The following is a 13,650-nucleotide window of genomic DNA, read 5'->3' as shown; positions in this document are numbered from 1 at the left end:
CGGACGGGGCTTACGGAACACTCGACTTTCCTGTGAATCCAAGAAGACTCGAACATTCAGGTCAGGCCCAGGTGCGTTCCGATAGCGGACCCCCTATCGGGACGGTTCAAATTGTCAATCCGGACAGACCCCTAATGGGACGACGCCATTGATTCGGTAGTAAAAGAGGCGCTCTACCTGGTTCCTCCTGCGAACGCATAATCGCAACGCATAGGAGTTTGGACAGTCAGTGCAGCCGCCTTAGAGGAAAATGACGAGTGAAATAGACTTCGACTCATGACCGCCGCTGATACGAGACAACTCCGACACCGTATGACGGAACTATTCGAGTGGAAGACCAGTCCAGAGACCGGCCGGCGCTACTACAATCTCTTTGCTTGGTGGCGGGAACCGGACGTTGTGGCGGGTCTCGGAGCCCTGCTTAGCGAGCCGTTCCGCCTCGATTCTCCGACCGTTGTTATCGGTCCTTCGGCCAGTGGACACCTGACCGGGGTTCTTGCGGCAGCCAGTCTCGGTGTTGGTTTTTGCCCCGTCCGTAAAGATCCGGAACCGTCCTTCGACAGCGATCCGTGGGTCAAGGTCACCAGCCCGCCTGATTACAAAGACCGCCACCTTGAGCTGGGTCTGCCCAAAGGCCTTATCCGTGCCGGGGACCGGGTTCTTGCGGTGGACGATCTGATTGACACCGGCGGGCAGCTTCTGGCTCTGCAACGACTTGTGGAGGAAACCGGAGCCACGTGGATCGGAGCGTCGGTTCTCATTGACAACCTTAAGGAGGGCCAGCCGCGGCGGCAGCTGAACCTCAAATCTGTCTTTCACATCCGAGACTTCTGAGGAAAGACACCTGCGCTATGGAACGACCGGCTTGCGGGTCGGTGAGAGGATTCCTGCATGATTCACCCGATCGGGATAGATTGTCACCATGGGTGTGGAAAGCATGAAGATATCCCCCGTTGATCCGCGCTATGTCAGCGAAGAAGACCTCACTCCGGTGTACCGCGTGGACTTCTGGAATGAAAACTGCGACAGCAGCGAGCACCGGATCGAGAACGCAGCGTGCGTGGAAGACGTCCTTGCCTGGGCGGAAGCCAACAGGAATGGACGCCAGGCAGTGGTCTGGGTCGAATACAACTATGGAGGCGTAATCGGAATGTGCCGGCTGCACGGGCAGGAGCCCACCGGAGAGGAAACGCCGTTGCCGCCAAGCCCAATGCTCGAACCGTGATTATGAAGACGGCCCCGACAAATTCGCCCACCACGGAACAATTACGCCATAACCGCAAACCGTTCCCTATTTGGCAAAGGGGGCAGGTTGCGCGGTCCACTAGCGCTGCGATGGCAGGCACGGCGGGACGTGGGCAGCCAAGTAGCATATCCGTATGCGCAATCTAGGGGGATACAAAATGCCTGAGATCAATTTTGATTGGCCTGATTGGACCGAAACAGAAGTCCGCCAGTCAGAACCCCAGCTCTTGTGCACCTATGTCAACAACATGCAGCTGCAAACCCTCGTCTTCTCCGCTGATGGTTTGCAGCAAGTCGTTGCTACTTCTGGTGGGGGGCTACTTTGGGGGGCGTGGGTAATTCCGGAATGGACCGAATCAACGCAATCCACGCTGGAGACCAAGATGCGTCTCCTGATCACCGATCTTCACACCAGCGCCGGTACAAGCCACGATTTCTACCTGTCTCTGGAAATTCTCGGTGCCATGGAGGAATCACCCCGCGGTGAGATCCTGCTTAGTGACACCGAGGGACCGTACTTGCACGCTTTGCAGTCCCGGTAGAGGTTCCGCTTGCGGACGGTGCGGCGCAATGAGGCGGACTGTGGACAGAAGTGCTGACGACTTCGGAAACTGACATTTCGAAGTCGTCCAAGGTCCTCTGCACAAGCACCGCTGGTCGACCGTCTTACGGAACAGTCACAACAGCTATCCTGAAACCGCGAGAACTGTGTGTTCCCTTATTCACTGGCCGGCACAGCCGGGGAGTCGCGCTGGCACGTCTACCCATGCGCCTGTGCCGGTTGGCGGCGGGTATTAGCTGTGGGTGGGTTCGCCGGTCATTTGGTGGTCGGCGTGGTTGATTGTTTCGCGGATCAGCCGAACCAAGTGACCATCACGCAGGGAGTAGATCACGTTGCGGCCGTCTTTGCGGGTATCGACCAGGCCACTGTGGCGGAGTTTGGCGAGGTGCTGGCTGGCCACAGTCCGGGGAACACCGGCCGCAGCGGTTAGTTCGGAAACTGTCTTGGGTCCGTTGGCGAGCTGCCAGAGCAGATGCAGGCGGGTGGGTTCGGCCAGCATCCGCAATGTTGCTGCAGCGGCGTCCAGGAGTTCGGGGCCGGGCTCGACTTCATGGACGAGCGACGGCGGTTCAGTGGCCGCGCTCAACATGCTCTCCGGTTGACTGCTCAAAGTTCGCTTCCTCGGTTTCTGCGGCTGGGACCTCCGTCAGGGAGTGGCGGGGCCAGGACAGGAATGCACCTGCACTACCTATCATCGCAATAAATGTCAGTGCCAGCGCAGCCGGCCCCAATCCCGCCGCAGCGCCTACCCACCCGGCCAGCGGGTAAGTGATGATGTAGCAGGCGTGGGACAGGGAAAACTGGGCCGTGAAAACATAGGGGGCGGTTTCCTCAGTGGAGGCATTGCGCAAGAGCCGGGAGGAAGGCGTCAGGATGGTGGAGTTACCTGCACCGAGCAGGAACCACAGTCCCAGTATCCACCCCCACTGTTCCGGTCCGGGGGGCAAGAAAGTCATGACGGTTGCCCCGACCAGGACAAGCGGCAGCACGGCGGCACCAGTGAGCATGACCGCCCGGTCTCCGAAGCTATCCAAGAACTTGGGGGCGCAGAGTGCGACAATCATCGAGCCGATGCCGAAACATGCCAGTGCCAGGGCAAGATCGGTCGCGGGACGGTGCAGGACTTCACGCACGTAGACGACCGTGTTGACCAGCACCAAGGCGGTGGGGGCTGCAACCACGAGGTTTAGTGCCAGTAGGGATCGCAGACGCCGGTTGTGCCAGAAGATGCGCGTCCCCAGCGTGGTTCGATGCCACAGCGAGGCCTGGATCCCGGTTGTTTGTTCCGTGCTTGGCAGCCTGGTGAACATGACCATCAGGGCCGAGAACAAGAACCCAACCGCCGTCCCCAGGAACAGGTTGCTGTAGCTGAGCACCGTCAACAGCAAGGCCGCCAGCGCCGGACTGACCAGCGCTTCCATGTCATAAGCCAGCCGCGACAGCGACAACGCCCGCGTGTAATCACGCTCGTCCTTCAACACCTGCGGAATCAACGACTGAAACGCCGGAGTAAACGTGGCCGAAGCCGACTGCAACACGAAGATCAACACGTAAATCTGCCACGTTTCGGTAATGAACGGCAGACACAATGCCATGCCAGCGCGCAGCAGATCCGCACCGATCAACACCGGTTTTTTCGGCAGCCTAGCCACCAATGCATTAATGACCGGGGCAAACCCGACGTAGGCGGCCATCTTCACCGTCAACGCCGTACCCATCACCGCACCCGCATCCTTGCCCGCCAGATCAAAGGCCAACAGACCCAGCGCCACAGTCAACATTCCCGTGCCCAACAAGGCCACCACCTGGGCAGAAAAAAGCCGCCGATACGTCGTATTTTTCAGAACAGACAGCATCACAACAACCAATCAAGTGCATAGGTGCGAACTTATGCACTCATATTAGCGCACGAAGGATTGATTCTGACCCGTAAGACGTTCCTTGGGTTCGCGCGGTGATTGCAACACTTAGTGAATGAGTGTTGACATGGGAAAATATTCAATCCTTTACCGACCAGATCTTCTGCAGGTCTTTTGGGCAGGAATGCAGGCAGGTGATTTCATCACCGACGCCGTCATTCCCCTGAACACCAGCAGACGCACCGGGCGCACCGTCCTGGCCGCCGCCGGCGGTGTCCGTCCCCGCCGAGGCAGGAACCTCAAGGGCCGCTGCCTGACCTTTGAAAAGCGTGAGGAGATCGCCATCCTGCGTGCCCAAGGCCAGTCCCTGCGGAAGATCGGAGCAGCGATCGGATGCTCCGCCTCGACGGTGTCCCGGGAGCTGCGCCGCAACACTAAAGCGGGGAATGAGTATCGGGCGACCTCGGCCCACGTGCTGGCCTACGAGCGGGCCTCCCGTCCCAAACCCGCCAAGCTTCACACGAATCTGGTGTTGCGTGGAATAGTCGAGGAGGACCTTGCCAAGAAGTATTCACCGGAACAAATAGCGGGGCGGTTGCGCCTGCGGTTCCCCGACCAACAGGAGATGCGGGTGTCCCCGGAGACGATCTACCAGTCCCTCTACGTCCAGTCGCGCGGCGCCGTGAACCGCGATCTGGCCGCGTGTTTACGTACCGGCAGGGCCGTGCGCAAGCCGTGCCGCAAGGCCGGCCAGCGCAAGAACCGGATCCCGGGAATGATCAACATTTCCGAACGCCCCGCAGAAGTGGAAGACCGCGCCGTCCCGGGGCACTGGGAGGGCGACCTCATCATCGGCAAGGGCAACCAGAGCGCCATCGGGACCCTGGTGGAGCGCAACACCAACTACACGATGCTCGTCCACCTGCCCCAGGGATACAAGGCCGAACAGATGCGTCAGGCGCTGACCGCAAAGATCAAGACCCTGCCCGAATCGCTGCGCCATTCCCTGACCTGGGACCAGGGCATCGAAATGCAGTCCTGGAAGAGCGTCAAGATGGACACCGGCATGGAGATCTACTTCTGCGACCCGCATTCGCCTTGGCAGCGAGGCATCAACGAGAACACCAACGGGCTGTTGCGACAGTACTTCCCCAAGGGCACGGACCTGGGCATCCACAGCGCCGAAGACCTCGACTGGGTTGCCGCCGAACTCAACGACCGGCCACGCAAGCGGCTAGAGTTCAGGAAGCCGATCGAGATGATCGGAAGCCTCCTGTTGCAATGACCGCCAGAATCCGCCGATCGGCTTATGGACACTGACATGCCTTTCCGGGGGGTGTGCCCATACCTGGCCGGATGACTTCTATCCAGTTTCCGTGGCGGGTCAAATGCGGTGCGTGCGCATCCCGGGTCGAAGGCTCAGGCACCGGGAAGCGGTGTTCGTCTCTGCTGGCCGGACCCTGAAGCGAGGCGTCGCCCCGAGAGCTCATGGCGCAGGGCCTGGTTGTCGGCCTCCAATAGGAGGACAAGTCGGATTCCGGACAGGTTCAGCCCCAACCCCAAGAGTTCTGAGATCCGACGCAACCTGGTCAGGTCCGCCTCGCTGTAGCGTCGGGTGCCTTTCTCGGTGCGTTGGGGCTGCAGAAGCCCTTTGCGCTCATAGAGCCGCAGATTTTGCTGGCCCATCCCCACCAATTCGGCGGCGACCGAGATCGCATACACCCCGTGCTCCCGTGGATCGTTGGATCCCACATCCACCCTTTCCGTTGCCTGGGCGCTTCAGAAAAATATTGCTTGCACGCCTTGTGTGCCTCATGCTATAAAAAAGCTATACCTGCCACTATAGATCGTGGCAGGTATGCACAACCGAAGATGACAACTCATGACACTGCGAAGGAGTGCAACAGCCATGTTGATGAGCACCGACCCTTTCCGTGATCTCGACCGGATCGCCCAGCAGGTTTTTGGGACCCCGACCCGTCCGGCGGCCATGACCATGGACGCCTGGCGCGACGGCGATACCTTTGAAGTCGAATTCGATTTGCCCGGCATCAGCCCGGATTCGATCAATCTGGATGTGGAACGCAACGTGGTCACCGTCAAGGCGGAGCGTCCGGCCTTGGACAAGGACCTGGAGATGCTTGCCGCCGAGCGGCCCCGGGGTGTGTTCAGCCGACAGCTTGTCCTGGGCGAGAACCTGGATACGGAGAACATCGAGGCCAGCTACGACACCGGGGTGCTGCGCCTGCGGATTCCGGTGGCCGAGAGGGCCAAGCCGCGCAAGATCGAAATCACCTCCACAGACACCGATCGCCAGGCGCTAGACGCCTAGGCGACCGGGAAGCGGGAGATGCCTTTGGTGTCCCCCGCAACGCCGGAAGCGTCCGGCGGCCGCCCACCTGTTGGGAAAATGGGCGTGAGCCGTTGTGGCCCGCCATTGCGCCCGAAGGCGCGATCAAGGACGGCCCTCACAGAATGTTTTCGGCACCGTTGGTCCCGGGCCATGGCGCCCGGGCCAGCGGCTTTCACTAGTGGCCACCAAGGCAGTGCCCGGCACCGCCGGAGCCTGAAGTGCCGGAATGGAAGTGCAACGTACGGTGGGCGGATTTCCTGATTACTATTCGGGGTTGGGTCTGGATCCCCAAGCCTCCCCCGGGGCCATTGCTCGGGCTTACCGGTCCCTGTTGCGCCGCCACCACCCCGACACCCGCTATCGACCGGAATCGGTGGAGGACGCAAACCAGCATGCCGTTCTGCTTCAACGAGCCATGGAGGCCCATGCGGTCCTGGCCGATCCAATCCGGCGTGCCCGCTACGACAGGGAACACCACCCCCACCCGGTGCTTCCCCCGATCCCTCAGCCTTCCGCTGCCCCCTTCCGTCCGGCCTCATCCCCGGGTTCGAGGCCGGGTGGCGGAGAATCCTTGAGTGTTTCCCCACTGCGGTGGGATCCCCCGACTAGGAGGAGCATCTAAATGAATGCATGGCGACGCTACGATTCACCGCTGCTGCCGACCTTCCACGAACGCTTCGAGGAGCGTTGGGGGAAGGGCAGCGCACCGTTTTTGGACCCGGAAGTCCTCGAGCAACCCATGCCTCGGGCCCAGTGGATCAACATCGATACCGGCGCCGCGCTGGCGGTGGTCCCGGTCTGGACGGAAGATGAGGCCCACCGGACCTTCGCCATGTTCTACCTGCCCCCGGCCGGGGACATCTGGTTGCTGCGTCCCGGGCCCACCGGCTATCTCGACTCCGGACAGCTGGAGGACATCAGGCTGCGCAATGACGCCTTCAAGAAGGCCCTCAAGCATGCCACGGAGTTCATCAAGGGTGCCAATCCGCTGTGATCCGCAGCTCTGGGACCCGACGGCCCGTCCCTGCTGAGCCGTCGGAGGTGTCTTGAAAGGATCAATCTTCGGTCACGGTACACGAGGGTTCCGCCAGGGAAGATCCTCTTGACACCCGCCATATTCAGCCACGGAACGAGTGCCCAGGATTGGGTTTGACAGGGCGCGGCACCCATTATTAGCCTATTTCTACTTGAATCCGTTGATGGCTTTCACAAGCCAAGAGGGGAGGAATACGTCGCCGTTAAGCTAAACCCAAACCGAGACAGACCACCCCATTCGTTGAAGGCCCCTCTGGCGTAGAGGGGCCTTCCGTTACATCTACGGCCACATCCTGAACGAACTCCAGGAACTCATTGTCGACCCGGAGGAGAACGAGGCCATCCTGCGGCTGGGCCTGCACCGGCTTCCGGCAGAAGAGTTCCCCCAGCTGCGCAGCCTCACCTCCGCCCTGGCCGACTACGACGGCGCCGAGGAACTCGACCAAGGCATCACCATCCTCCTGGCCGGACTGGAGGAACGCCTCCACTCCGGCACCGCTCCCGAACCAAGGCGGCGCGTCCAGGGGCCTTCCGCCACCGAGTGACCTACGAACCCCCTGACGGTTCCCCGCGCGCGGGACCGCTTCCAATCCCGGGAGTCGTACCTCCACGACGTACCGCCGAATGCAGGCCTGCGCGAACGCGACTTTTGCACTCGCTCGGGCGAGTGCATAATGTAGGGCGTTCGCCCGGAAGTGCCGTCCCCCAAGAGGCCACCGGGCGGGATAACCAGCCCCCGCGTCCGCGCTTTCCCCCAAGGTGTGCGTCCGTGGGGGCTGTCCCTTAAGTCCGTGGCTAGCCCCGCGACCACATGGGCACGGCAAAAGATGTTTCCTTCGGTCTTTTCCCGCACACATGTGGACGCCGGGACCCCACCGACCGCGTGCACACCACCGCCAGGTCGCGTTGACTCATAATTAATGCTCGCGAATGAGGTTCGCGGCTCGAGGCCGATGCCATCGACTTCGAGGCGTTCATCAACAAGGCCACGGCCTGGGTGCGTGGGTCAGTAGAGGTTTGACGATCCGCAGCAAGTTACAGGGAAGCTGGACCAAAAACCACTTACCGGGCGATACCGCCGGCCAGACACCATGGGAACCTGTCAGATGCCGCACCAAGCCCCATGATCGGGTCCCAACGGGGTCTGCGCGCAGGGCAGGCCCCCACCGCACCTCCCGCTATGCCGGCGATTCTTCCCGGTAGCTGTGGAGCTTCTTGGTTGTGGCAGGCAGGCCAGCAGCTTCCTCTCCAGGGCAGCCTTCCACAACCCGCGGAGCAACAGGTGCTTGCCCTGCCGGGTGTGGATCTGCCGAACACCGGCTCGACGATGGCCTTGCGCCGGGAACAGACCCCTTCCCCGCCGTGGTCTTCAGCTTCCGGGCCATCCGCTCGCCCACGGTGGCATTGGCCGGGATCCGGCCCCTCGGTGCCTTCGGGATCGGGGTGGCGTGCTTCTTCCGGCCGGTGGAAATGAAGAACTCGGTGCCATACTCCGCCGCCACGATGACCTGCCGGTATTCGTCCACCACGGCCTGCCCTTTGTAGCAATACGAAAAAGAGCCGTCCGCCCGCTTCATGGTCCAGGCATCGAGGTCAGTGAAGTTCCGCTGCGCCTTGGGCTTCGGCACCGCGGCCTTGGCGGCCTTGTCCCCGGCGGCGGTGATGTCGTCGTCTCCGCGGTCCCGGGCCTTCTCCTCGGCCTCGGCCCGCGCCTTCCCGGCGGCTTCCTCCTCAAGGGAGGCCCGCGCCCGCCGGTCGGCCAGCTCCACCGGCAACCCGTCCCCGAGCCTGCTCGGCCCGAACTTCGCGTCCTCGGTGGCATCCACGGTCTTGGCCTCGGCCAGCAGGTCGCTGACTTCCTGGGCCAACACCTTCTGCTTCTCCACAAGTCGACCCATCGACCACGGCAGGTGCAACTCATCGTGCATATGTGGCTGCCGGTTTCAGGACCTCTTGGGTACTCGCTCGCTCGCACCCAAGAAACCGGACGTCCGCTCCGCGGCCGACTGTTGGCCTGATTCACCGTTCCGGCGAATCAGGCTGCGGCCTAAAGGCCGCTTTTTCTTTTTTGTTTGCTGACCTTCGGAGTATATGGGCCGGGCCCAAGCACACAAGCCACTACGCTCCTTCGTCGCTCCGGGCCGGTGACGGGAAAACTTGGTGGCCGCGCTCCTGCGTCGCTTATTTCGGCCACAAACTTTTCCCGCCCCCGCCCTTCGGGTTGCTGTGCCTGGTCCCGGCCCTGCTCATTTCATTGCGCCAGCAAACAAAAAACATGGGGGGAGAGATCCAAAGCGCGGGGCTGGCACCGCGGCCCCCGAAACCTTGGAACGAGGACAAGATCATGGACAAGATCACCGCCACCACGATGGCCGACACCGTCGCGGTCGCCATCCACTCCCTCGGCTTCACCCCCACCTCCTCGGTGGTGCTGATGCTGCTGGAACACCGCACCGTGGCAGCCACCCTGCGCCTCGACGCACGCCCCGAAGCCCCCGCGGGATTCTGGGCCGCCGAAGTCACCCACTACGTCGACCGCCTCGCAAAGGTCACCGGGGTGCTGCTGCTCAGCTTCGAAAATGACCGGGCGATGACCCCGGCACAGTACCGGGCCCTGGACACCATCCTCGCCCGGACCGGACGCCCCATCCGCCACGCCCTGCTGATTCGCGACGGATACCTCACCGACTACGAGCACCGGAACCCGGAGAAGGTTCCCTGCGACACGGTCGCCACCTCGAATGCGGCACTGGCGCTCATGCTTGGCACCGAGAGCTACCCGAAGCTCGCCGCCGACATCCCGCACTGCACCACCAAGGATGCGGCGGCGCACGTGCGCCGCTTCGCAGAGGAAGCCCGCCCGCTCCATGAGCAGGACCAGCCCACCCGCATCAAGGTGCTTTACACCTTGGTCGGCATGACGACCGGGTACCGGGAGACCGGAGCAGTGACCCCTGCGCAGGCGGCATGGCTGGCCGGAACCTGCACGAACAAGGGCATCCGTGATCTGGTCTTCGCCTCGCTGGCCGTTGCCACGTTGGACCCGGAGATCATGGGTGCCGCGCTCATGGGAGAAGTTCCCCCGGACAGCTGGGATCACTTCAGGAACGGAGCCGATGCCATCTACACGGCCCTGGAATACATTCCCCCGGAGCACCGCACCGACCTGCTGGCCGGGCTGGGCTGGACGCGCTGGATCGAAGGAAAGGGAAGCGAAGCCATGGCCTTTTTGGACCTTGCCCGCACCGCCGACCCCGGGCACCGTCTCACCAAGCTGCTGACCCGACTGATTGCCAGCGGCCAACTGCCCGAATCCGCAACCACCAAGCACTGAGCCATCGGCAGGAAAGCACCCAAGAGCACCCACCAAACCGATCGGGATGGAGCGAGAAAACCTCGCCCCATCCCGCTCCTTGTGTCCACGGCACAGTGCCCACCGGGCCGCGTCAGTGTATCGGCGTGGCTGTTTCATCCCGGTGACCGCGCAGGACCGCTTCGGTCGCATAACGTCCCGGGCTCACCGATTTCGGCGGCGGCCTCCTCCGCAAGCTCCCCCGGCCGCCGCACCCAAGGCGCTGCGCGCCCCACCCCGCACGCACGGGCGAACCCGCACCGGTCCGCCCACCACCACAGCGAGACCGAAGCCAAGGGTGTCTCGTTGCCGCAAACGAACCATCTGCCGCAACATTCCTGCCAGGACACCGGCCTTGAGCCCGAAGCCCCGTCCTGAACGGACCGAATCGTTCAGGTGCACCATCATGGAAGTTGCCGAATCGGGTCCAACAGACGACCAAAAAAGGCATGGCACGGCATTCGCAGGGAGCCGGTTCCTTGGTCGTGGCCCGTCCCGGTGCCGTGGAAGGCTCCATAGCCGAGGTGCCTTCACCACGCTCCCATTGACCCCTACCACCCGGAACATGTTGCGTACCCGTAGGGTCCAAAAACCTTGAAAAATCAGGATAAAGCAATGGCTTGTACCCTTAAATGAGGGTAGATTTGGTGCATAGCGAAAGGATGGGAGGAAGGGCAATGTCCATCACCATCTACACCAAGCCGGGATGCTTCGGATGCCGCAAGACGACCGAAAAATTCACCGCGGCGCACGTGGCCTTCACGGAGGTCGACCTCACCATGGAGCCGGCCGCCCTCGAGTACGTCACCGAGGAGCTTGGATACTCCCAGGCACCGGTCGTCGTCGTGGATGACCAGTTCCACTGGTCGGGACTGGATCCGGCCAACATCGCCCGGGCCATCACGTTCGCCCGGCAGGATGTGGCAGGATGAGCGCCAAACCCACGGCGGACGGAACCCCGCAGAAACGGTTGAACTTCGACGTCCCCGAGGACCTCGCCCGCGAGTTCAAGGCCTACGCCGCCCTGAACGGCAAGACCCAGCGGGACCTGGTGCTCGGATTCATGCGCCGATGCGTCCACCGCACGCCACCGGCGACGCAGGACCCCCGGGATTCCCCCGACGCGCCCCGGGACCGGTAATCGCCACGCGAACCCATGCCGGGGACGAAAGCCGGCACGGCCCGAACCGCACACCGGCACGCCGGAAGAACGACCTACCGCGGCGCAGAAATCCACGGGTACCGGAACCCATGCGAGTTCCAACCTGCTCGACTGGCGACAGGGTCGGATCCCGCAAGACCCCCGCGGACGGCGGGCGTTTTCCAAAGTGTGACGTTTCCCAAGTGTCGGTGGTTTCCGCTATCTTCGCACCAACGGGACATCTCCCACGTCCCGGTTTAGAGCGGAGGCACCATGACGAGTCCCGGCGTGCAGCACCAACCCCACCGCCAGGCACGACACACAAGCGGCACAAGCCCCGCAGGAACACGGCGGAGCAAACGATGACCCTCCTTCTCGCCGCGGGACTCCTGTGCCTCGCCCTGCTCCTGAAACTGGTGCTTCATCCCCTCCAGAGCATGCTGGCCCTCGGTCGGATGCTCTGCACGGTGGTCGGCCTCATCCTGCTGCTCACCGCCCTGGGCCGGTTCTGGAACCATGACTACCTCGAAGCCGCCGGATGGATCCTGCCCGCGGTGTTCCTGCTGTGGTGCACCAACAAGCTCTCACGCCAGGTGGCCTGATGGCAGCCAACCACGCGACCAGCAGGCGGAATCGACACAGGCGGAATCAAACCTTGCGCCGGTGCATTCAGTCCCAGATCTTCGGTACGGTTCCCCGCCATGCACGCGGCCAAGGATCCCACGCATGAGTCCCCGCGTGTGGCGGCCGGACGGAACCCGAATCCGGATCACCGAGATTACGGGGGAAGCGAAAGACCTCGGGCTACAGAGGGCGAGAGGGAGCGAGGAGCACCGTTTTTGGTCCAAGGTCATCCGCGGTCCGCGCCCGGAACAGTGCTGGATCTGGGTCGGGGCCATCGCCGATGACGGCTACGGACGCTTCTACCTGGACGGGACCTCGGTGCGCCCGCACCGCTACAGCCTCGCTCTGGACCTGGGACTGGCCCACGATCAGCTGCCCGAGCTGATGCACGAATGCGATGTTCCCCTGTGTGTGAATCCCCGGCACCTGGGGCTGGGGGACCGGCAGTCCAATATGGTCGATCGGCAACGCAAGCTGCGCTCCGCCAACGGGTCGGGCTTGCGCTTCCGGGGACTGCCGCGGGCGGCCATGGCCGCCCGCTCCCGCGCCCTGCGCGCAGACCTGTTGGCCCACGGATGGGATGCCCAACGCATCCATGCGATCAACACCGGCTCGCGCGTCGATGACCCCACCCTATTCTGAATCGGACACCGAGTACCCGCCCCGAAATGGACCCGACACCAGGTTTCACGGTCGATCTTCTGCTGTGGGGCTGGCTGCCTCGAGCAGGGAGCGCAGCTCTCCGGAGGAAATGCCCAACCGTTGGGCCACCAAAACCTTGGATTCCCCGGTGGCCACCATCGACACCACGATGCGTCCGCGCTGGATGCGATCGGCATCGAGCGACTCTTTGGCCTGATCCAGGATCTGCCGTGCCTGCTCTTGGGCCGACTCCATGCGTGCGGCGGATTGGTCCTCCAGCACGAAGTATTCGGCCGCCTTCTCGAGCAACAGCTCGTGGCGTTGGGTCATTTCCTGTGCCTTGGTCCGCGCCTTCTGGCGGGCGGCCAACGCCGCCGCCGATTTCCGTTCCTTGGCCATGAGCACTCCTGAATCGAAACCTAACGGTCACCACAGAATAAACCCGTTGATGCCCGCGGAACAGGGCAGCCGGTCCCAGATCGCCCGAGGCGGCACCGGCAACCCGGGCCAGCCGAAATGCCTGGCACCGGCATCCCGTCCGGTGCTCCGTTCCTGCAGATCGGTACACCGTCCGCGCGTGGAAAACCAGCGGTGGCCTGTGGAAAATCCTGCCTCCGCGCCTCGGTTGCACACAGTTGAACGCACCGTGGATAACGAAAAGAGTGTTACCCACCGCGCATTCGCGTGTGCACAACCGCATCAACACCGTTGATGGCCAAGCCTGGCACGATGCTGTTCACGCATTTCTCGTCCCTCGGATGAACAGCATCGCTACTGGTTCGCCGAGACTTCTGCTCCTTCGTCGGACTCGTCAAACCACCATGTTTTGTCACACCT

16 protein-coding genes and 2 pseudogenes are annotated in these 13,650 nt (G+C 62.7%); 13 read left to right on the top strand and 5 right to left on the bottom strand.

What is annotated here, in order from left to right; translation table 11 throughout:
* The first annotated feature begins 312 nt into the window (after positions 1 to 312).
* The 3 genes from HED64_RS14355 (at position 313) to HED64_RS14345 (ending at position 1,787) form a co-directional block, all read left to right on the top strand.
* On the top strand, positions 313 to 834 hold the full coding sequence (locus HED64_RS14355) for a phosphoribosyltransferase family protein (RefSeq protein ID WP_168152692.1): 522 nt from the start codon (positions 313 to 315) through the stop codon (positions 832 to 834).
* A gap of 103 nt (positions 835 to 937) precedes the next feature.
* Positions 938 to 1,225 carry a hypothetical protein gene (locus HED64_RS14350; protein ID WP_245326011.1) on the top strand — a complete coding sequence of 96 codons (288 nt, stop codon included), beginning with the start codon at positions 938 to 940 and terminating at the stop codon, positions 1,223 to 1,225.
* A gap of 178 nt (positions 1,226 to 1,403) precedes the next feature.
* Complete coding sequence (locus tag HED64_RS14345; RefSeq protein WP_168152690.1) at positions 1,404 to 1,787, top strand: hypothetical protein; 384 nt, start codon at positions 1,404 to 1,406, stop codon at positions 1,785 to 1,787.
* A 252-nt stretch (positions 1,788 to 2,039) separates the two neighbouring features.
* Here HED64_RS14345 and HED64_RS14340 read toward each other — a convergent pair whose 3' ends face one another.
* Positions 2,040 to 2,417, bottom strand: a complete 378-nt coding sequence (locus HED64_RS14340) for an ArsR/SmtB family transcription factor (protein WP_425351804.1) — start codon at positions 2,415 to 2,417, stop codon at positions 2,040 to 2,042.
* On the bottom strand, positions 2,377 to 3,663 hold the full coding sequence (locus HED64_RS14335) for an MFS transporter (RefSeq protein WP_168152689.1): 1,287 nt from the start codon (positions 3,661 to 3,663) through the stop codon (positions 2,377 to 2,379). Before HED64_RS14335 ends, HED64_RS14340 begins: the two co-directional genes overlap by 41 nt.
* 118 nt (positions 3,664 to 3,781) lie before the next feature.
* On the opposite strand from HED64_RS14335, the gene HED64_RS14330 reads away from it, so the two are divergent.
* Complete coding sequence (locus HED64_RS14330; RefSeq protein WP_425351803.1) at positions 3,782 to 4,951, top strand: IS30 family transposase; 1,170 nt, start codon at positions 3,782 to 3,784, stop codon at positions 4,949 to 4,951.
* Between the two features lie 134 nt (positions 4,952 to 5,085).
* On the opposite strand, the gene HED64_RS14325 is transcribed toward HED64_RS14330, so the two are convergent.
* Complete coding sequence (locus HED64_RS14325; RefSeq protein WP_342590735.1) at positions 5,086 to 5,418, bottom strand: MerR family transcriptional regulator; 333 nt, start codon at positions 5,416 to 5,418, stop codon at positions 5,086 to 5,088.
* Between the two features lie 157 nt (positions 5,419 to 5,575).
* Between HED64_RS14325 and HED64_RS14320 the strand changes: the two genes are divergently transcribed.
* From HED64_RS14320 to HED64_RS19925, 4 genes and pseudogenes are all read left to right on the top strand, one after another.
* Positions 5,576 to 5,998: an Hsp20/alpha crystallin family protein gene (locus HED64_RS14320; protein ID WP_132365132.1), complete on the top strand. Its 423-nt coding sequence runs from the start codon at positions 5,576 to 5,578 to the stop codon at positions 5,996 to 5,998.
* Positions 5,999 to 6,245: 247 nt separating this feature from the next.
* Positions 6,246 to 6,641 carry a J domain-containing protein gene (locus HED64_RS14315; RefSeq protein WP_132365131.1) on the top strand — a complete coding sequence of 132 codons (396 nt, stop codon included), beginning with the start codon at positions 6,246 to 6,248 and terminating at the stop codon, positions 6,639 to 6,641.
* Positions 6,642 to 7,013 carry a hypothetical protein gene (locus tag HED64_RS14310; protein ID WP_168152688.1) on the top strand — a complete coding sequence of 124 codons (372 nt, stop codon included), beginning with the start codon at positions 6,642 to 6,644 and terminating at the stop codon, positions 7,011 to 7,013.
* A gap of 319 nt (positions 7,014 to 7,332) precedes the next feature.
* A pseudogene (locus HED64_RS19925) lies at positions 7,333 to 7,599 on the top strand (hypothetical protein); the annotation flags it as partial.
* A gap of 686 nt (positions 7,600 to 8,285) precedes the next feature.
* Here HED64_RS19925 and HED64_RS14305 read toward each other — a convergent pair.
* Positions 8,286 to 8,787 (bottom strand): annotated as a pseudogene (locus tag HED64_RS14305) (transposase); the annotation flags it as partial.
* A 611-nt stretch (positions 8,788 to 9,398) separates the two neighbouring features.
* Between HED64_RS14305 and HED64_RS14300 the strand changes: the two are divergent.
* The 5 genes from HED64_RS14300 to HED64_RS14280 all read left to right on the top strand — a co-directional run bounded on the left by HED64_RS14300 (position 9,399) and on the right by HED64_RS14280 (position 12,813).
* A complete protein-coding gene (locus HED64_RS14300) occupies positions 9,399 to 10,388 on the top strand; it encodes a DUF4192 family protein (protein ID WP_168152686.1) in 990 nt (329 codons plus the stop codon).
* A 695-nt stretch (positions 10,389 to 11,083) separates the two neighbouring features.
* Positions 11,084 to 11,338, top strand: a complete 255-nt coding sequence (locus tag HED64_RS14295; protein WP_132365126.1) for a glutaredoxin family protein — start codon at positions 11,084 to 11,086, stop codon at positions 11,336 to 11,338.
* Positions 11,335 to 11,547 carry a hypothetical protein gene (locus HED64_RS14290; RefSeq protein ID WP_132365125.1) on the top strand — a complete coding sequence of 71 codons (213 nt, stop codon included), beginning with the start codon at positions 11,335 to 11,337 and terminating at the stop codon, positions 11,545 to 11,547. The genes HED64_RS14295 and HED64_RS14290 overlap by 4 nt, the downstream gene beginning before the upstream one ends.
* Before the next feature lie 362 nt (positions 11,548 to 11,909).
* A complete protein-coding gene (locus tag HED64_RS14285) occupies positions 11,910 to 12,149 on the top strand; it encodes a hypothetical protein (RefSeq protein WP_132365124.1) in 240 nt (79 codons plus the stop codon).
* 124 nt (positions 12,150 to 12,273) lie between these two features.
* Positions 12,274 to 12,813: a hypothetical protein gene (locus tag HED64_RS14280; protein WP_168152685.1), complete on the top strand. Its 540-nt coding sequence runs from the start codon at positions 12,274 to 12,276 to the stop codon at positions 12,811 to 12,813.
* 45 nt (positions 12,814 to 12,858) lie between these two features.
* Here HED64_RS14280 and HED64_RS14275 read toward each other — a convergent pair whose 3' ends face one another.
* On the bottom strand, positions 12,859 to 13,212 hold the full coding sequence (locus HED64_RS14275; RefSeq protein ID WP_168152684.1) for a hypothetical protein: 354 nt from the start codon (positions 13,210 to 13,212) through the stop codon (positions 12,859 to 12,861).
* Between the last annotated feature and the right edge of the window lie 438 nt (positions 13,213 to 13,650).

It is taken from the genome of Paeniglutamicibacter terrestris (genome assembly GCF_012271785.1).
GTDB lineage: Bacteria > Actinomycetota > Actinomycetes > Actinomycetales > Micrococcaceae > Paeniglutamicibacter > Paeniglutamicibacter terrestris.
Note: the sequence above shows the minus strand (reverse complement) of the source record. Positions and strands in the feature narration are given on the sequence as shown.